Origin of the sequence: Paenibacillus chitinolyticus NBRC 15660 (genome assembly GCF_000739915.1) — a bacterium.
Classification (GTDB): Bacteria; Bacillota; Bacilli; order Paenibacillales; family NBRC-103111; genus Paenibacillus_F; species Paenibacillus_F chitinolyticus.
In genome coordinates this window covers 686088-704152 of the sequence record NZ_BBJT01000004.1, presented here as the reverse complement: position 1 = coordinate 704152, position 18065 = coordinate 686088, and the positions used below count along the sequence as shown (strand labels likewise).

At 51.3% G+C, this 18065-nt stretch carries 15 protein-coding genes and 12 tRNA genes; all 27 read left to right on the top strand.

What is annotated here, in order from left to right; translation table 11 throughout:
- Positions 1 to 402 precede the first annotated feature (402 nt).
- The 27 genes from PCH01S_RS13230 (at position 403) to PCH01S_RS13105 (ending at position 17930) form a co-directional block, all read left to right on the top strand.
- Positions 403 to 474: transfer RNA gene (locus PCH01S_RS13230), tRNA-Glu, on the top strand.
- 22 nt (positions 475 to 496) lie between these two features.
- A tRNA-Val gene (locus PCH01S_RS13225) sits at positions 497 to 572 on the top strand.
- Positions 573 to 628: 56 nt separating this feature from the next.
- A tRNA-Asp gene (locus PCH01S_RS13220) sits at positions 629 to 705 on the top strand.
- Between the two features lie 63 nt (positions 706 to 768).
- Positions 769 to 844: transfer RNA gene (locus tag PCH01S_RS13215), tRNA-Phe, on the top strand.
- Between the two features lie 17 nt (positions 845 to 861).
- Positions 862 to 937 (top strand) — tRNA-Thr (locus PCH01S_RS13210).
- A gap of 7 nt (positions 938 to 944) precedes the next feature.
- A tRNA-Tyr gene (locus tag PCH01S_RS13205) sits at positions 945 to 1030 on the top strand.
- A gap of 8 nt (positions 1031 to 1038) precedes the next feature.
- Positions 1039 to 1111: transfer RNA gene (locus PCH01S_RS13200), tRNA-Lys, on the top strand.
- Between the two features lie 17 nt (positions 1112 to 1128).
- Positions 1129 to 1213: transfer RNA gene (locus PCH01S_RS13195), tRNA-Leu, on the top strand.
- 12 nt (positions 1214 to 1225) lie between these two features.
- Positions 1226 to 1309 (top strand) — tRNA-Leu (locus tag PCH01S_RS13190).
- Positions 1310 to 1758: 449 nt separating this feature from the next.
- Positions 1759 to 1848: transfer RNA gene (locus PCH01S_RS30440), tRNA-Leu, on the top strand.
- A 584-nt stretch (positions 1849 to 2432) separates the two neighbouring features.
- Positions 2433 to 3455 (top strand): LacI family DNA-binding transcriptional regulator, encoded by a 1023-nt coding sequence (locus PCH01S_RS13185; protein ID WP_042229895.1) that lies wholly within the window; start codon positions 2433 to 2435, stop codon positions 3453 to 3455.
- A gap of 15 nt (positions 3456 to 3470) precedes the next feature.
- Positions 3471 to 4379 carry a ribokinase gene (locus PCH01S_RS13180; RefSeq protein ID WP_042229894.1) on the top strand — a complete coding sequence of 303 codons (909 nt, stop codon included), beginning with the start codon at positions 3471 to 3473 and terminating at the stop codon, positions 4377 to 4379.
- Between the two features lie 154 nt (positions 4380 to 4533).
- Positions 4534 to 6045, top strand: coding sequence for a sugar ABC transporter ATP-binding protein (locus tag PCH01S_RS13175; RefSeq protein WP_042229892.1), 1512 nt, complete (start codon positions 4534 to 4536; stop codon positions 6043 to 6045).
- Positions 6042 to 7004, top strand: coding sequence for an ABC transporter permease (locus tag PCH01S_RS13170; RefSeq protein WP_042229890.1), 963 nt, complete (start codon positions 6042 to 6044; stop codon positions 7002 to 7004). The genes PCH01S_RS13175 and PCH01S_RS13170 overlap by 4 nt, the downstream gene beginning before the upstream one ends.
- Positions 7001 to 7945 (top strand): ABC transporter permease, encoded by a 945-nt coding sequence (locus tag PCH01S_RS13165; protein ID WP_042229889.1) that lies wholly within the window; start codon positions 7001 to 7003, stop codon positions 7943 to 7945. The genes PCH01S_RS13170 and PCH01S_RS13165 overlap by 4 nt, the downstream gene beginning before the upstream one ends.
- Positions 7946 to 7950: 5 nt before the next feature.
- Positions 7951 to 8982, top strand: coding sequence for an autoinducer 2 ABC transporter substrate-binding protein (locus PCH01S_RS13160; protein ID WP_042229887.1), 1032 nt, complete (start codon positions 7951 to 7953; stop codon positions 8980 to 8982).
- A 28-nt stretch (positions 8983 to 9010) separates the two neighbouring features.
- Positions 9011 to 9520, top strand: coding sequence for an ureidoglycolate lyase (locus PCH01S_RS13155; protein ID WP_042229886.1), 510 nt, complete (start codon positions 9011 to 9013; stop codon positions 9518 to 9520).
- A gap of 89 nt (positions 9521 to 9609) precedes the next feature.
- Entirely contained in the window at positions 9610 to 10920 is a 1311-nt protein-coding gene (locus PCH01S_RS13150) for an ArgE/DapE family deacylase (protein ID WP_042229885.1), read from the top strand.
- Positions 10921 to 10922: 2 nt separating this feature from the next.
- Entirely contained in the window at positions 10923 to 11720 is a 798-nt protein-coding gene (locus PCH01S_RS13145; protein WP_084706592.1) for a glutamine amidotransferase, read from the top strand.
- A 495-nt stretch (positions 11721 to 12215) separates the two neighbouring features.
- On the top strand, positions 12216 to 13190 hold the full coding sequence (locus PCH01S_RS13140; protein ID WP_042229883.1) for a sugar kinase: 975 nt from the start codon (positions 12216 to 12218) through the stop codon (positions 13188 to 13190).
- Between the two features lie 131 nt (positions 13191 to 13321).
- Entirely contained in the window at positions 13322 to 13993 is a 672-nt protein-coding gene (locus PCH01S_RS13135; protein WP_042229882.1) for a bifunctional 2-keto-4-hydroxyglutarate aldolase/2-keto-3-deoxy-6-phosphogluconate aldolase, read from the top strand.
- A 242-nt stretch (positions 13994 to 14235) separates the two neighbouring features.
- A tRNA-Gly gene (locus tag PCH01S_RS13130) sits at positions 14236 to 14310 on the top strand.
- Positions 14311 to 14319: 9 nt separating this feature from the next.
- Positions 14320 to 14390 (top strand) — tRNA-Gly (locus PCH01S_RS13125).
- A gap of 198 nt (positions 14391 to 14588) precedes the next feature.
- Complete coding sequence (locus PCH01S_RS13120; RefSeq protein WP_042229881.1) at positions 14589 to 15080, top strand: hypothetical protein; 492 nt, start codon at positions 14589 to 14591, stop codon at positions 15078 to 15080.
- A 162-nt stretch (positions 15081 to 15242) separates the two neighbouring features.
- A complete protein-coding gene (locus PCH01S_RS13115; RefSeq protein ID WP_042229880.1) occupies positions 15243 to 16004 on the top strand; it encodes an alpha/beta fold hydrolase in 762 nt (253 codons plus the stop codon).
- Between the two features lie 3 nt (positions 16005 to 16007).
- Positions 16008 to 16460, top strand: a complete 453-nt coding sequence (locus PCH01S_RS13110; RefSeq protein WP_042229879.1) for a GtrA family protein — start codon at positions 16008 to 16010, stop codon at positions 16458 to 16460.
- A 186-nt stretch (positions 16461 to 16646) separates the two neighbouring features.
- Entirely contained in the window at positions 16647 to 17930 is a 1284-nt protein-coding gene (locus PCH01S_RS13105) for an MFS transporter (RefSeq protein WP_042229878.1), read from the top strand.
- The last annotated feature ends 135 nt before the right edge of the window (positions 17931 to 18065 follow it).

Genomic DNA, 18065 nt, shown 5'->3' with positions numbered 1-18065 from the left:
GTGAGCAAGGGCGTGTTTTTTGTAAAGTTTTTTAACCGTTAAAGGGTATGCTCATGCTATCCACTCTCAGAATAAGTGGGGTTCGGCCGAATGCCGCGTAGTGCCGCAACGCTGCCTATGAATCGCGCGCTTTGGAAGAATAGAGAGTCATACCCGCGTATACGAATTTATGTTCCTGTGTCATGGTATTAATTTACATATAGTGATCCGGGTACGTCCTGCCACTTTTCAAGCGTGACCTCCGGAAACCTTGATTTTACTGGGAAAACTGCAATTTTATCCGTAAAAAACCGCATGCCCATATGGCGGAAATTTCTGAGATATTTTGGATAGAAGAAAAAGCTTGTAATCTTTTAAATTTCTGATACAATAATCCTTGTCGCTAAAAAAGACAAACATCAAGGCCCGTTGGTCAAGGGGTTAAGACACCTCCCTTTCACGGAGGTAACAGGGGTTCGAATCCCCTACGGGTCATTTTATTCCTACTATAAGATATGGACGCTTAGCTCAGCTGGGAGAGCATCTGCCTTACAAGCAGAGGGTCGGCGGTTCGATCCCGTCAGCGTCCACCATCCAGATTTTATGAGTCCGACAATCATAATTTTTCTGGGACTGGGGAATACTACTTGGAGCTGTGGTGTAGAGGCCTAACATGCCTGCCTGTCACGCAGGAGACCGCGGGTTCGAATCCCGTCAGCTCCGCCATTTAAGTTTCACAACCGTTCATCGATCCCGCATATTCCGATTGGGTTGGTGCAAACCATGCAAGGCTCGGTAGCTCAGTCGGTAGAGCAGAGGACTGAAAATCCTCGTGTCGGCGGTTCGATTCCGTCCCGAGCCACCATTTAGACAACTTTATATGCCGTTGTAGCTCAATTGGTAGAGCAACTGACTTGTAATCAGTAGGTTGGGGGTTCAAGTCCTCTCGACGGCACCAGTTTCATGGAGGCTTAGCGAAGTGGCCAAACGCAGCAGACTGTAAATCTGTTCTCTGACGAGTTCGGTGGTTCGAATCCATCAGCCTCCACCAGTTTTTAAGAGCCATTAGCTCAGTTGGTAGAGCACCTGACTTTTAATCAGGGTGTCGAAGGTTCGAGTCCTTCATGGCTCACTTTTCAAGTGTCTTATGCGGTCGTGGTGGAACGGCAGACACGCTATCTTGAGGGGGTAGTGCCCAATGGGCGTGAGGGTTCAAATCCCTCCGACCGCACCATCAAATCCTCATGCGGACGTGGCGGAATTGGCAGACGCGCTAGATTCAGGTTCTAGTGGTGTAACAGCCGTGGAGGTTCGAGTCCTCTCGTCCGCATCACGCATCAATAAAAAGGTTTCTGATCTGCTTTTTCCGGCAGAGCAGGAACCTTTTTATATTATTCATCTTTAAGCAGGTGCTCATTGCCTGGGCAGAAGAAAGCTTGGACCTGTAATCCAAATGAGCGTAGATATTAGCTGCAGTGGAGAAGTGACTATGACCGAGCTATTCTTGAATCTCCTTCATGCTTACACCTTTCCTTTCGCCAGCAATAGGCTAACGCAACTGTGCCGAAGATCGTGAAAACGAATTCGGCGCATTTCAAGTTTCTACGGTACAAGCGGGGAGTGTTGAGTTATATACCCCGGTTTAATCCTTTGCCCCAGCTTATCTTAATACATGTAATCCTTATACTCATTTCCGGCTTCTTACATGATTTTATCTGCTCGTAGCCTGGAAAAATCTAAAAAAAACCCGCGAAAAATCTTGATTTTACAAGGCTTTTCGCGGGTTTTATGTTCCTCTTCTTGGACAAATAACATGTACGACTCAAAATCGTGAGGGAAACTGTGGAGGTTCGAGTCCTCTCACCGGCACCGAATGCACGAATCAGTGGTTCATTAGATCATGTGTCTAATTCGGCGTTTTACAGCTAAGGTGGCATTAAAGGTTTTTATTCCTGATTCCTCCAGGCTTTTTGTTTTACGTTAACAACGTGTATTTTCAAACAAATTGCGTAAACGTTTTAACAAGAGATTGGTTGGGAAAGGAAGTTTTAAATGAGGGAAACAACGGGTTAACATTTCTTGTTTTTTTGAGGAGTGGCTGAAAGTTGGATTCTAATGAAAGTTGTATGTTTTTTCCTGAGGTATACGCGATATTAATGAAAAACTTGGTTTTATGTAAGAATATAGGACGTTTTTACTAGTTTTTAATGAGAATTTAGTTAAATATCGAAGAAATACCTAAAATAAAAGGTTATGTACGAAAAATGTAAACGCTTTATTATTTTTTTGTTTTTATAAAAAAACTATTGTAATCTTATTGGGAACGTACTAGAATGAAACTAGAAATTGCGTAACCGTTTTCATTAAATAATATGATAGATTAGATTCATAGCGTTTATTGTCAAAGGGAAAATATTGAGAAAACGTTATGACATAAAACTAAAGGAAGGGGGGTGGCTAAGACGAACAAGGAAATCACTATTAAGGACGTGGCCAAGCAAGCGGGTGTATCTGTCGCTACGGTATCCCGAGTGATGAATGGACGGGATCGCGTAAGCGAAGCCACTCGCAAGAAAATTCTCAAAGTAGTTGAAGAGATGAACTTCGTGCCGAATACGATGGCTGCATCGATGGTCAATAAAAAAACCAACATGCTGTCCGTCGTGGTGCCGGAGATTCAGAATCCCTTCTACACCGCAGTCATTGGCGGTATGGTCGAGGTAGCCAAGAAGGAGGGCTTCACCACTCTAGTCGTTGCCACGAATAGCGACGAGGCGGAGGAGGAAGAATTTTTTGAAAGCTTCCTGGGGAAAAATGTGGATGGAATCATTTTAATAGGCACTCATAAGGATGCGGAGTTTTATCGGAACATTCGCAAGCCAACTATCCTTGTCGACCGTTATATCAACGATTGCGGCCACGACGGTGTCTTAATCGATAACTTCCGCGGCGCTTACGAAGCGACCAAGCACTTCGTGGACTATGGTCATGAACGCATTGCCATTATAGATGGGGCGCATGATTTTAACGACGGCAAGGACCGTTATTGGGGTTATCGTCAAGCCATGCATGAGAGCGGCCTGACACCCGATCCTGCTTATCACAAGCAGGGGAGCTGGCTGGAAGAGGACGGCTACCGGTTTACGACGGAGCTTATGCAATCTGAGCAGCCACCGACAGCCATATTTGCGGCTAATAACGTCATCTGCACGGGTGCGATTAAAGCGATACGCGATTTGAATCTCCGAATCGGAGAGGATATATCTTTAATTGGGTTTGATGAGAACGAGCTTGCTCAATTCGTGCAGCCAAGAGTGACCGTGGTTAGCAGACCGACAAGAGAGATGGGAATTCAAGCGGCGGAGATGCTCATTCAAAAAATCAAGGGAAAGCCTAAAGAACAGACGAAGCTGAAGAAAATGATATTGGATGTTGAATTGAAGAAATTCGGCTCAGTCAAAAGACTGAAGACGTAATACTGGGGGAGAGCCATGGCGAAGATCTTGGTAGTGGGCAGCATGAATATGGACATCGTCACACAGGTTGAACGTCACCCGATTCCCGGCGAAACGATACAGGGCAACGAGACCCGTTTCTTCATTGGAGGCAAAGGGGCTAATCAGGCTGTTGCCGCTTCCCGCTCTGGAGTTTCGGTCGCTATGGCCGGTGGACTGGGCGTGGATTCATTTGGCGCCGACATACGCAGGGGATTGGCGGAGGATAACATTATTCTTGATTATGTTGCCGATCAGCCCTGTATGACGGGGCTTGCCTTGATTACAGTAGATGGGGCCGGCGAGAACAATATTATATTATCCTCCGGCGCTAATGGAAGATATGGCGCGGAAGAGATTGACCAATTGGATCTTTCAGGTTTCGACGTCATCTTGCTGCAAAATGAAATATCATCGGCAGTCAATCAAAGGGTGCTGGATAAAGCGGCAGAGAAGCATATTCCGGTATTTATGAATCCGGCTCCAATTGACGGGTTTGACCGGAGCCAACTGCCCAAGGTTGCTTTCCTCATTCTGAATGAGGTCGAGGCGGAGGTGCTGAGCGGCGTCCGTATTGAAGGAAGCAGCCAAGCGCTGGAGGCCGGGAAGAAACTGCTGAAAGACGGCATTCCTCATCTTATTATTACTTTGGGAAGCAAAGGGTCTATCTATATGGATCAATCGGGAAGTCAAATCACATTTCCCGCATTTTCAGTTGACGCAGTGGATACGACAGCGGCAGGAGACACCTTCATCGGAGCATTCGCAGCTAAATATGTAACGGGAGCGGAGCTGCATGATTGCCTGCGCTACGCGACAGCGGCATCGGCGCTGGCTGTAGCTCAACCGGGCGCTCAGAGCTCGATTCCGACAGATGATCAGGTACAGTCGTTTCTTACGGCATAGAACAATAGGTCAATAAGGCCGCTATAAAAAGGCAATATACGGGGTTTCTTTCCTGGAAAGGGACACCTGTAGTCTCGGACTTTTATGATTTAACGCATAGTCTTGTTAAAGTTATCCAAAAAGCAGTTGGGTAAGGTGAATAGGAGGTCTAAAGATGAGGCATCCGGTTTTGAAAATGGAAGGCATCAGCAAAGAGTTCCCGGGGGTCAAAGCGTTATCCGATGTTAGCTTTGAGCTGTATCCGGGCGAAGTTCATGCGCTTATGGGGGAAAACGGAGCAGGAAAGTCTACACTGATGAAAATTTTGTCCGGCGTATATTCACCGACGAAAGGAACGATCAGACTGAAGGGCAAGGAAGTAACATTCGGCAACCCGCTTGATGCCCAACGGCAAGGCGTGTCCATTATCCATCAGGAATTCAATTTGTTTTCCAATCTGACAGCCGCGGAAAATATATTTATTGACCGCCCGGAAATGGTCGGCAGATTCGGACGGATACAATGGTCCAAAATGTATGACGAGGCGCAGCGTCTGGTTGATTCGATAGGGGGAGGCGAAATTGATGTCCGCCAGGAAGTCCGGCATCTCGGAGTCCACAGCCAGCAAGTAATCGAGATTGCGAAAGCGCTTTCTTTTCAGGCGGATGTGCTCATTATGGATGAACCGTCGGCGGCGCTCCCGGAAAACGAAGTGAAAAAAATGTTCGACGTGGTTAACCGGCTTCGGGCGCAAGGCGTTGCCATCGTGTATGTCTCCCACCGCATGAAGGAAATATTTGAAATTGCGGATAAGGTAACGGTGCTGAGGGATGGAGCCAAGATTGATACCCGAGGGATCGAAGAGGTTACCGAACAGAACTTGATTCAAATGATGGTGGGCAAAGAGGTCGGCCAGTTATATCCGGTAAGAGAGCAGAAGCACGGTCAAGAGGTTGTGCTGAAGGTGGAGCAATTGTCGCTCGATTCCGCGCACCGTGTATCTTTTGAGCTGCGAAAGGGAGAGATAGTAGGGCTGTTCGGCGTTCCGGGTTCGGGCACGCATACGATTGCCGAGCGTTTATTCGGTCTAAGGCGGGGAACGGGTGACATCATTGTTCATGGCGCAGCGGTGAAAATCAATAGCCCAAGCCAGGCCAAAGCGAAGAAGATTGCTTACGTTCCGCCGGATCGTCACCGTCAAGGTATCATAAAACCGATGTCAATCCGGCAAAATCTATCGATCCCGATGCTGCCCCAGCTTTCAAAGTACACGGTGCTGGACGAGGCGCGAATTAAACAGATGAGCGGGGAGTATATGGAGAAGCTTCGGATTAAAGCACCCAGTGACGGACAAAGCGTAGATTTTCTGAGTGGCGGCAATCAGCAGAAGGTCGTGATCGGCAAATGGCTTGCAGCGAACCCTGATATTCTTATTCTGGAAGAACCGACTCGGGGAGTTGACGTCGGAGCGAAGGCGGAGATCTACAATATTATTCATCAACTGGCTCAGGAAGGCTTGAGCATCCTGCTGATTTCGTCCGAAATGCCGGAGGTGATTGGTCTCAGCGATCGGATCTTGGTGCTACACAAAGGCACAATCGTCCATGAATTTGCACATGGTGAGGCAGACCAGGAACAATTGCTGCAGCGTGCTTCACATCCGCTCCCGGAAGGAGGCCTCTTATGAAACGCCTGCTAAATGTGCATGAAGCGCCTATCATCTTATTTACCATTCTCGTCACGCTGTTGTTTTCCATCATTTCACCTGACTTTTTGCAGTTCGAAAATATAAGGCTGATTGTGGATCAGAACATCTCCATGTTTATTGTGGCGATAGGGATGACGATGGTCATTCTTCTGGGGGGCATGGATTTATCGGTCGGTTCCGTGCTGGCTGTGACAGCGACATCTGTCGGGTTGTTCCTCGGCCATGGCATTCATCCATGGCTTGCAGCCGCTATGGGGATATGCATCGGGGTGCTATGCGGCATGGTCAATGGCTATTTCATCGCTGTAAGGAAGATACCGGACATCATCGTCACCCTGGCCACCATGTACATCTTCAGGGGCATTGCGGTAGGCATCAGCGGGGGAACCTGGATGACGAACTTTCCGGAAGGATTTCGATTCTTCGAACAAGGATATTTGCTCGGCATTTCCTTTCCGCTGCTGACAGCCGTCATTCTCATAGCGATCTTCATTTATTTAATGAAATTCACCCGCGTGGGCCGAAGAATCTACTCGATTGGAGGGAACGGTCCGGCAGCCAAGCTTGCGGGAATCAGCATAGCCCGAACCAAGTTTAAGGTTTATGTATTAACCGGCTTGCTGGTCGGGATCGCCTCCGTTATCTTCGCGGCAAAGGTAGGAAGTGTGCAAGCCTCGACAGCAGGCAGCGGTTTGGCGTTTGAAGTCATGGCAGCCGTTCTTATCGGCGGGGGAAGTATATTCGGGGGCGTCGGTACTATAGCCGGAACGATGCTGGGTGTACTCTTTATGGGCATCGTTAAAAACGGGCTCATTATATCCAAGGTTTCTCCGTTCTGGGTTGATGCCGCAACTGGTTTTCTGATTATTCTGGCAATTGTTATTAATACGCTGCAACGTATACGGCAAAACAAAGGAAAAGAGGGGGATTTGGTATGAGTGCATGGACAAGCCGGTTCCCGCTTAGGGGAAATAAGCTAATCGTTCAAATGCTTCTGTTGCTCGTCATTATCGTGCTGTTCAGCTTCTTGTCTCCCTATTTCCTGACCGTCACCAACTTTATGAATGTGCTAAACCAGATGGTTGAAGTAGGGCTGATCGCCATTCCGATGACCATGATCATCATATCCGGTGCGATGGATCTATCGGTTGGCTCCATTCTGGCTTTCTCCGCTGTATGTATGGGAGTTGCGTATGAGCGGGGCATCGATATATGGATCAGTGTGATCATTGGACTACTGGCCGGCTTGCTGTGCGGGGCCGTTAATGGCTATCTGATCGCGAGGCACCGCATGCAGGCTATTGTCGTCACCATTGGCATGCTCGTGATGCTGCGGGGGCTGGTCTACGTGATCAATCAGGGGAGACCCATAAGCGGTTTTCCGGATGCTTTCTACTTTATGGGCCAGCAATATATCGGCGTTGTTCCGGTTAATGCGATTTTCCTTGTGGTGATGTTCCTGCTGGCCAACTTTGTAATGAAAAAAACCAGATTCAGCACCTATGTGTACGGGATTGGCAACAATGAAGAGGTTGTCCGCTATTCCGGCATCTCGGTCGTACGCATCCGGTTTATCCTGTTTATGCTTAGCGGATTGTTTTCGGCCTTGGCGGGTATATTTCTGGTGTCGCGTCTGGCAAGCGCAGAGGCGACATCGGGTACCAATATAGAGCTGGACGTGATTACAGCGACTTTGATAGGAGGCACACATATTTTTGGAGGAAGGGGAAGTCTTTCAGGCACATTTGTCGGGCTGCTGATCATTGTGTTTTTGCGTAATGGATTGAATCTATTAGGTGTATCCGTGCTTTACCAGGCAGTCATTTTAGGAGCGTTGCTTCTGCTTGCTGTAGGAAATAAAAAATTCAATGGAGAGTGAAACCTATGAAAAAGCTGGCATTGACGTTACTAACGGGTGTATTGGCTCTGAATTTGGCAGCATGCGGAAGTACAGGCGGGAACCAAACGGATAACGGAGGCAAACCGAACCAGGGAGCTTCCGGCTCAAAAACTTACTTTATGAATCCAAAGTCCATTGGCCCTGCTTATTGGGCGGCGGCTGAAAAGGGTGCCAAGAAGGCGGCAGCCGATTTGAAGGTAGAAGTTCTGTTCAATGCGCCGACAGAGGCGGATTCCTCCAAGCAAATTAATATGATTCAGGATATGCTGACCCGCAAAGTAAGCGGCATCGGCGTATCGCCTAATGATGCGAAAGCGGTAGGCCCTGTGTTCAAAAAAGCGGCAGGTCAAGGCGTCAACATTGTGACTTGGGACAGCGATGCGCCGGGTACAGATCGCCAATATTATGTAGCTCCGGCCACTGACCAAGAAGTGGGGGAGCTTCTGGCCAAAACGATCGGAGAAGAAATCGGCGGTAAAGGACAGGTAGCGTTCATGGTAGCCGGTCTCGGCTCACAAAACCAGATTGCGAAATCCAATGCGGCTAAAGCCTATTTTACAGCCAAATATCCGGATATTAAGGTCGTAACGACTGTTGCGAGCGACGACGATCAACAGAAGGCGTATGCCAATGCGCAAAACCTGCTACAAACTTACCCTGATCTGAAAGGCATTATCGGATTTGCAGGCGGCGAACCTACGGCTGCTGCGGAGGTAGTAGAGCAAGCTGTAAAGGCAGGCACTTTAAAGAAAAACCAAGTTGCCATTACAGGCATTGCCGTGCCGAGCGTCGTGAAAAATTATATCAAGAACGGCACGATCAAAACGGATATTATTTGGGATCCGGGCAAGCTGGCTTATGTAACGGTCTACATTATGGATCAGTTGGCTCAAGGCAAGGAAATCAAGGACGGCATGGAGATTCCGACGATAGGGACTGTGAAAGTAGACGGACAAAGTGTGTTTATTGGCACGCTTGAAGTCACGAACGATAATGTGGACAGCTTTGATTTCTAAATAATATCCCTGTTAGGAGGCGGCCTTAATGGAGTATAAGGTGCGGATAGAAGAGTTGACGGAGGAGGCTTTTGCTCCCTATGGCAAAGTAGTGGATCTACCGGCGATTGATCCCTCCAAATCCGGGGACGGGTGGGATTGCTGGAGCTATGTGCAAATGCTGGACGTATGGGAGCCGATCGGATTTGGCCTTGTGGTTACCAAGCGGCGCGAATTTGCCGTAACGGCAATGGAGAGGCATGTCAGTCGTGAAGAGCTGCTGCTTACCTTTGATCGTGAGATTGTACAGCCTGTAGCATTGTGCATGGACATCGACGATCCTGATGAAAGTCCTGACCCGTCCACCGTCAAGTGTTTTCGAATTAAGCCCGGACAAGCTATCGTCATCCATCGGGGGGTCTGGCATAGTCCGGCTTACCCGGCTGCGGACGATGCCCGTTATATGTTCGGCATTGAGAAGAAGAAGGATAAATTCGGCGATGAAATGATTAATCCGTGGGTTGATTTTATTGACGGAAGCACCGTTCGATTCGAATAAGCGAGCAGGCACGGCTCCTGATGCGCTTGCTTACGACAGCTGCGGATTCATGCTGTATCGGGAGAGTGCTGCCAAAAGGAGAGAGAGAGATGAACCAAGAACAGAGAGTAATGGAATGGATCGAGAATCATCAAGATGAAATTATTCATTTTTTACAGCAGCTCATTCAAATTCCGAGCGTCAACCCCTGGTTTTTCGAGGAACCGGCGCCATCCAAAGAGAAGGACCTTCAACAATTTATTGCCGGCAAGCTGGAGAAGCTCGGCGCGGACATCGAAATCTGGGAGCCCGTCGCCGATGAGCTGAAGCAATATGAAGGCATGGCGGGCTATTATCCAGGAAGAGATTTTACGGGCAGACCCAATCTGGCGGCTACGTTCGGCAAAGGATCGGAAGGCAAGTCCCTGCTCTTGTTTGGTCATATCGACGTCGTCATGGCAGGCTCAAAATGGACGGTCGATCCGTTCGAGGGCCAAGTTATCGATGGGAAGATGTACGGCCGCGGCACTGTTGATATGAAGGGCGGAGTCGCAGCCATGATTATGGCTGTCGAAGCTATACTTCGCAGCGGGTTTAAGCTTAAAGGGCCGGTTATCGTCGGCACGGTTGTCGATGAGGAAGCGGGAGGCATGGGGGCGCTTGATTTTATTCACCACGGCTATCGAGCGGATGCTTGCATTTTAACGGAACCGACCTCGCTGACGATTGCCCCGCTTTGCCGCGGGATTTTATGGGGAAAAATCAAGATCCAAGGTCGCAGCGGCCATATTGAGATGCCGCAAGCGGATTGGCGGGACGGCGGCGCGGTTGATGCGATTAAGAAAGCGAGATATATTCTGGAGCATCTGGACCGCTTGAATGAGAAATGGGCTGTCAGCAAGACCCATCCATACTTGTCGATCCCTTGTCAGGTGCATGTCGCGCAATTAAACGCCGGGGAATACCCGACCTCCTTCGCGAATGAGGCCGAAATCGTATTCAATGCGCAATACTTGCCTTCGGAACGTGACGAGAAGCTTGTAGGCGGCAAAGTTAAGAAGGAATTGACTGATTTTCTACGCGAGGTATCGGAATCGGATCCTTGGCTTTGTGAGCATATGCCGGAAATCGAATGGCTGGTGGATGCCGATTGTGCGGAAACGGATGTGGCACATCCCTTTGTTCAGACCTGTGTACAATCCTTGAAGACCATTGGTGAGGAAGGCAAAATCGAAGGACTGGGCTTCCATACCGATATGGGCTGGCCGGTGAATGTCGGCATTCCGACCGTTAACTTTGGACCTGGCGACCCGAGCCTTGCCCATCATAGCGACGAATTTACGCCTGTCGATGAAGTGATTCAAGCGGTCAAAATGATTGCCAAAACGATTGTGGACTGGTGTGAAATCGAGGAAGCGTAAAAATGGGATCAAGACGGCCTGCAGGTGTAGGGCCTGGTGGTATAAAAAATACGGAGGTGCTTGAACTGATGAAAATCTTGTTTGTTGGCGAGTCCTGGGTTGTGCATATGATTCATACGAAAGGTTATGACAGTTTTACCTCGACCAAGTACGAAGAAGGTGCAACCTATTTGCTGTCCTGTCTGCGTCAGGAGGGAATTGACGTTACCTATATGCCTGCGCATGAAGTACAGGTACGTTTTCCTCAATCGCTGGAAGAGCTCAAAACCTATGATGCGATTGTGCTGAGTGACGTAGGTGCAAACACATTCCTGCTCCAAAATCCAACCTTCTATCAAATGCAAATCATTCCGAACGCCCTTGAGCTTGTGAAGCAGTATGTCGCCGAAGGAGGTGGCCTGCTGATGGTTGGCGGTTACCTGACCTTCATGGGGATAGAAGGAAAAGCCAATTATAGAAATACGATATTGGCCGATGTGCTGCCGGTTGTCATGATGGATAAAGATGATCGGGTAGAGATGCCGAGCGGCTTCTCGCCTGTCGTATCGCAGCCGCATCCATTGGTAAACGATTTGGGAGAATGGCCTAGGCTGCTAGGTTATAATAAGTTGTCCGCTAAGCCGGGGGCAGAGGAACTGCTAAGCCATGAAGGCGATGCTATTCTGACGGTTGGAACTTACGGCCAGGGAAAGACGGCGGCGTTTGCAAGCGATTGTTCGCCGCACTGGGGATCGTTGGAGTTTATGAATTGGGAGCACTATTCGGCCTTTTGGTCCAAGCTTATTAAGTATCTGAAATAATGGAGCAGTGAACATTCCCATACGCCAAAATAGAACCTGCTGGCTCAAGGCTAGCAGGTTCTAGTGGTGTAACAGCCGTGGAGGTTCGAGTCCTCTCGTCCGCATCGCGCATCAACAACGAAGGAAGCCTTGATCAACCAAGGCTTTTTTTGTTTTTTTTCTTTAAACGGCAGGAATGTGGTAAAAAGGTTTGTTTTGTTCGTTTTCGTTTGAATGAACATTTTCATACCTAAAGGGAAGTCCTTTCTGCTATAATGAAGAAGGAACGGATTCTTCTAAATTAACAAATCCGGACCGGAGCTTTCTCCGATGACGGATTCAAGGATGAGATACAAACCTGTACGGAGTGATTCCATAAGGAAAAGCTTTTTCTGCGCATGATAATGCGGACAAGGGATCGTTTTTCGGTGGAATAAAGGAAGCTAGCATGGGCCGGGTGCCGCCTGCGGACGATGCCTGAGCCTGCGAGAATCTAACGGTCGAGGTGGATGAACGATGGAGCAAGGCAAAGAGCAACCCCCAATTTATCCGGATGTGGTGACTTTCGGAGAGTCGATGGCCCTACTGATGCCGGATTCGGGAAAAGGAATTGAGTATTCACCGCAGCTGACCACTTCGTTCGGCGGTGCCGAAAGCAATGTGGCGATCGGTCTTGCGCGGCTCGGGCATCGTGTCGGGTGGTTCGGACGCTTGGGGAAAGATCCTTTCGGCCGGATGGTGCTCAAAAAAATACGCGGTGAAGGCGTGGACGTCTCCAGGGCCGTGTTAGCGTCCGAGGCGCCGACGGGTTTGATGCTGCGGGAAGCGGTATCGGGCAAAGCCTCCGTCTACTACTACCGCAAAAATTCGGCCATGAGCCTAATGAAGCCGGGCGATCTGGAAGAAGATTATATAGCCGGGGCCAAGATTCTGCATGTAACCGGCATTACGTGCGCGCTGAGCGAAAGCTGTAAAGAAGCGGTGATTGCCGCCGTCCGCACGGCCAAACGGCACGGGGTGAAAGTCTGCTTCGATCCGAACCTGCGGCTTAAGCTCTGGGGGATCGGGGAAGCCAGAGAGACTTTGCTGGCCCTGGCGGAGGAGGTTGATTATTTTCTCCCGGGTCTGGATGAGCTTCAGCTTCTTTACGAGACGGAAGATTTCGACGAGATCGTCGGAAAACTGAGCAAGCTTCGGGCCGTGACGGTGCTTAAAGGCGGCGACAATGAAACGTTCCTGATCGAAGGCGGCCGCGTGTCCTCCGTTCCTTTTGTCAAAGCGGAGCGGGTCGTCGATACGATCGGGGCCGGGGACGGCTTCTGTGCCGGCTTCCTGTCCGGTATTCTGCAGGGGAAGAGCCACCTGGAAGCGGTCGAGCTGGGCAGTTTGCTCGGTTCCCTGGTCGTTCAGGCTCCGGGAGACTGGGAAGGCCTGCCGACGCGTGAAGAAGTCGATGCCGTGCTTCAGGGAAGCCGTCATATCGAACGCTGAATGCTGAGCGCTGTGTTGTTTTGCCGCTGAGTCTGATTGAGGTTCATACGGCATTTCAGATAGAAGGCGTATCCGCCGCCTTATACTTGCGGAAACTGATTTTACCGACAGAGAGAGGATGAACTGACCCCATGAAAAAAATACAGCTGATTCAAAAAATTACGGAACAGGGCGTAGTCGCCGTTCTGAGAGGCAAGACGCCGGACGAAGTCGTCGAAGCCGCCGAACAGGCCATCGAAGGCGGCATCAAAGTCATCGAAGTGACGATGACGGTGCCGTTTGCGCTCCAGGCCATTGAAAAGCTGGCCAAAACCTACAGCAGCACGGCGCAGGACGCGTCCAAATTCGCCATTATCGGCGTAGGTACCGTCCTGGACCCGGAAACGGCGAGAGCGGCCATTCTGAGCGGCTCCGAGTTCGTGGTGGGGCCTTCGCTGAATCCGGCGACCGTGGCGCTCTGCAACCGGTACCGCGTGCCGGTGATGCCGGGCACGATGACCGTCAAAGAGATCCAGGAAGCGCTGGAGCTCGGCGTGGATATCGTGAAGTTGTTCCCGGGCAACTTGTACGAGCCGTCCGTAATCAAGGCCATCAAGGGGCCTCTGCCGCAGGCTAACATCATGCCGACCGGGGGCGTATCCCTGGACAATCTCGCCGATTGGATCAAAGCGGGCGCCGTTGCCGTCGGGATCGGTTCGGACCTGACGACGGAAGCGTCCAAAACCGGCGATTTCAGCCTGATCGCGAAGAAAGCGGCTCAATATACGCAGGCTTTCAAAGAGGCTAAAGCGGCTCTTTCTTAAGGGAGCGGAAGTGTTCTTGCGGATGGAGCGGACGTTGGCCGAATCGTTCATCCGACTGAGATGGAAGGACCGGAGAAATTTACTCCGGTCCTTTCTTTTTAGGTGCGGAAATGGCGCCTTTTCCCTGTTTGTAGGAAGTGTAAAAAATTGGATTAAAATTTAAGCGGAAAAGGGATTGAGTTTTCATTAATTATTTGTTATGATATCTCTTGTCGATTCGGAAATGTTTCGAACGAAAGTTTGCGGAAGTGGCTCAGCGGTAGAGCATCGCCTTGCCAAGGCGAGGGTCGCGGGTTCGATTCCCGTCTTCCGCTCCAATCACCTTTGCGGGTGTAGTTCAATGGTAGAACTCCAGCCTTCCAAGCTGGTAGCGTGGGTTCGATTCCCATCACCCGCTTACAGAATTCAGAAGAAGCAGTCTCCTTTGCGGAGGCTGCTTTTTTTCGTATACCCGATGGATACAGCGTCCAGCCCTACTAGAACCGGGCATAGCGATACCCGGCTTTTATACTGCCCTCCCATCCCTCTGCCGGTTATGCAACATTTACAGACTTGTGCCGTTTAACTGGGTAAGAAAGTCACTGGGGGTTGTCTTATGCGGCGGAACAAATGGATAGGGCTGTCCGGCGGACTTGTTATCTTAGTGATGGCTGTTGCCGGGGCCGCCTCGCTTTGGCTTCCTTCAGCCGAGCTCAAGCCGAAGAAGGTGGTTCTCAACTGGGACGGACGCATCATCGAGGTTCCACAAGCGGATTCCCGGTATCAACGTCTGGTGGACGATGCCGAAGCAGTGATAGAATCTACCGCGAAGGGGCCCTGCAAGTGTACGGCCGAGCTGACCGGGGATGTGCCGGACAAGCCCGGACTGCTTCTTATGCTGCCGCCGGGCCAGTCGGTCCGCATCCGGAAGGAGCTTCCGTTGGCCTCACTGGTCAATGACGTCCGCAGGCTCTACGTGTCGTTTCAAGACGGCGGGGATTCGCACCGGATGGAGTTGGACGGAGGAGTCTATGAAGTGAGCAGTGAGAGCCTGAATGCCCTTAAAAAGACTGCCGCCGAGGCTGCCGGAAACTTCCGAGAGGAATAAGATGGGCCGGGAAGCGGAGCTGTGGTACGATAAGCGTTGAAGAAGACGGAAACGGCCGGAGAAGGACAGCGGACATCCAGCGGTTCGGATCGGCAAAGTAGAGATGCCCCGGACCGGAGAGTAAACGAACGTCCCTGAACGAATGATCCAAGGAGGCGGAGAATGACTGAAAAAAGACGATCGCGCGGCAGAAAGTGGCTTCTGGCGCTGGTGATTTTTATACTCGCCGCCGGAATTGCGGCGGCATTCTATTTGCGGCCGTACGGACCGGACCGCACGGCGGTCGAGTCCATGCGAAGCGGCGGCGGTGTTACCGTTACGGACAGCAAGGATGTAACGGTCTACGAAGGCGCAGAGCCGAAGGAGCCCGGCGTGATCTTCTACCCGGGCGGTCTGGTGAAGCCGGAGAGCTACGCGCCTCTGGCCCGGGAGCTGGCTCGGCGCGGGCACCGCACGGTGGTCGTCAAAATGCCGCTGAATTTGGCGGTATTGGGAGGCGGCCGCGCCTCGGCGGTGCTGGAGGCCCATCCCGGGGAGTCCTTCGTCATCGGAGGGCATTCGCTCGGCGGCGTGATGGCGGCCCGCTATGCGGCGGAGCATCCGGAAGGGCTGCGGGGCGTGTTTTTCCTGGCGTCGTACGCCGATGACAAAGGAAGCCTCCGGGACAAAGGGCTTCCGGTTCTCTCCGTGACCGGTTCGGAGGACGGCGTGCTGAACCGCGACAGCTTCGAGAAGAACAAGAAGAACTTGCCGGAGGACGCCAAGCTTTTGACCCTGCCGGGAGGGAATCACGGCCAATTCGGCAGTTACGGCCCTCAGAAGGGCGACCGTGCGGCCTCGATTTCACCGGAGGAGCAGACACGCCGCACGGCCGAAGCGATTACAGATTGGATGACCGGAATCCGGGAGAAGGGGAAGAACTGACACGTGACAAACGATAACAACGGGCAAAAAAAGCGGGTAAACCCCGAAATGCTCCGTCTGCTCCGCTTCGGGGCAGTGGGAGTCGGCAATACGGCAGTGGACTGGGCCGTGTTCTGGCTGCTGTTCTCGGGCCTGCATCTGCATTACGGAGCGGCTCAGACGGTTTCGTACTTGTGCGGAACCTTGAACAGCTACCTCTGGAACCGGAAGTGGACATTCGCCAGCAAAGAACCGGTGCGGGTATCGGAAGCATTGAAGTTCCTTCTGGTCAACGGACTGTGCCTAGTTCTGTCCTACCTGCTGCTCTATGTGTGCAGCGATGTTCTGGGCTGGAACATGCTGTTTAGCAAGCTGACGGTGACGGTTCTGCTGCTGTTGGTGAATTACGCGGCCAGTAAATGGTGGGTTTTCGCGCCGGGCGAAAAGCGCAAGGACGGCGAATCATTGGAGCCTTAATTCGGATAGAAAATTCGCCGGATTTTAGACCAGACGGCGGAGGATTTTTGCAGTATAATGGACCTGAACTTCTGTAACGGATAAAAGATTTCTTCTTTTGTCCGTCTTCTTTTACTCAACGCGTAAGTGCAAACATTTTGCTGACGAAGCCGGAAAACAGCACCGGCTCAAAGGAGAGCTACCGACGTGCAGGCCAAGACCCGCTCCTGGAACCGTTTTACCCCGACCCGTAAACATCTTTGGATCGCGACTCTCGAAGGGGCTCCGGCCACAGTGGTTCAAACCCTTCTCAACGGTCCGTTCCTGACGGGTTATTTGCTCTATCTCGGCGCAACGTCCGCACAGATCGGGCTTGTGCTTGCCATGACGACGATTGTGAACGTTGGTCAGATCCTGATGGCTTTTTTCATGCAGAGATGGAAAAACCGGAAGCTGCAGATTCTCATCTTCGGAGGGCTTCACCGGATTCTGTGGGCGGCAACGGGATTAATTCCGCTATTGCTGGACCGTGATTTGTGGATTCCGGCTTACATCGCCTTATACACGTCGGCTTTTCTTTCGAACGCCTTCGGGGGCGTAGTCTGGTCCACGCTGATGGCGGATATGGTGCCGTCTTCGGTGAGAGCCCGCTATTTCGGCATCCGGAACATGACTCTGAACGCTCTCGGAGCTCTGTGCCTGTTTGCGGGCGGACAAATACTCGACAAGCTCGGTAACGAGGCGGGGTTTGAGGTTCTTTACCTGGTGATCGGCACGGCTGCGGTGCTCAATGTAATCGCTTACCTGTTTTATCCGAACCCGCCCTTCGAGCCTTCCGCGGAAAGCGGGCTTCTGCCCATGCTTACGCGCCCTATGAAAGATACTTCGTATATCAGGGCGACGGCGTTCCTGTCGTTCTGGCTGTTTTTGCAGGGGATTGCGGTGCCGCTCTTCTCATATGTCATGCTGAAGCTGCTGCAGGTAAGCTACGAGACGATTTCCGTGCTGACGGTGCTGCAGACGGCTGTGATGATGATTTCTTTCTACGTATGGGGAAATCTTAACGCGCGGTGGAGCAACCGTCGGCTTCTGTTCTGGACGCTCCCGCTTCTGTCGCTGTCGTGTCTGCTGTGGGGGATGCTCGCCTGGCTTCCGGTCCTTCCGGTGCTGATTGCGGTTCACATCCTGCTTGGAGCGGGGACCGGGGGATTCAACCAACTGGCTTTCAATTTCATTATCGGGGATACGCCGAGGGGCGAGCGGCCGATGTTTATCGCCATGTACAACACCTTGACGGGACTGGCGGCTTTCCTGGGCCCTCTGCTCGGGGGCGTGCTTTACGAAAAGGCGGAAGGGCTGCCGCTCTGGGTTCAGCAGTACGGAATTGCCGCGGGAACGGGCACGATTATGCTCGTCCTGGCTCTGACCCTGGGGCGGAAGGTGCTGCTGGAACGGCAGAGCCGCAGGACAAAGACGAAAGACGCCGGATAAAAGCATGCCGGTTTAGCTCCGTACATACAGTTTTGAACCGGAAGAGTGCGGCGCGCCGTGCTCTTTTTTTGTATACGGGAGCGGAAGGTCCATTGTATCGGCACCCGGAACCCTCTACAATAAGAGCATAAGAAC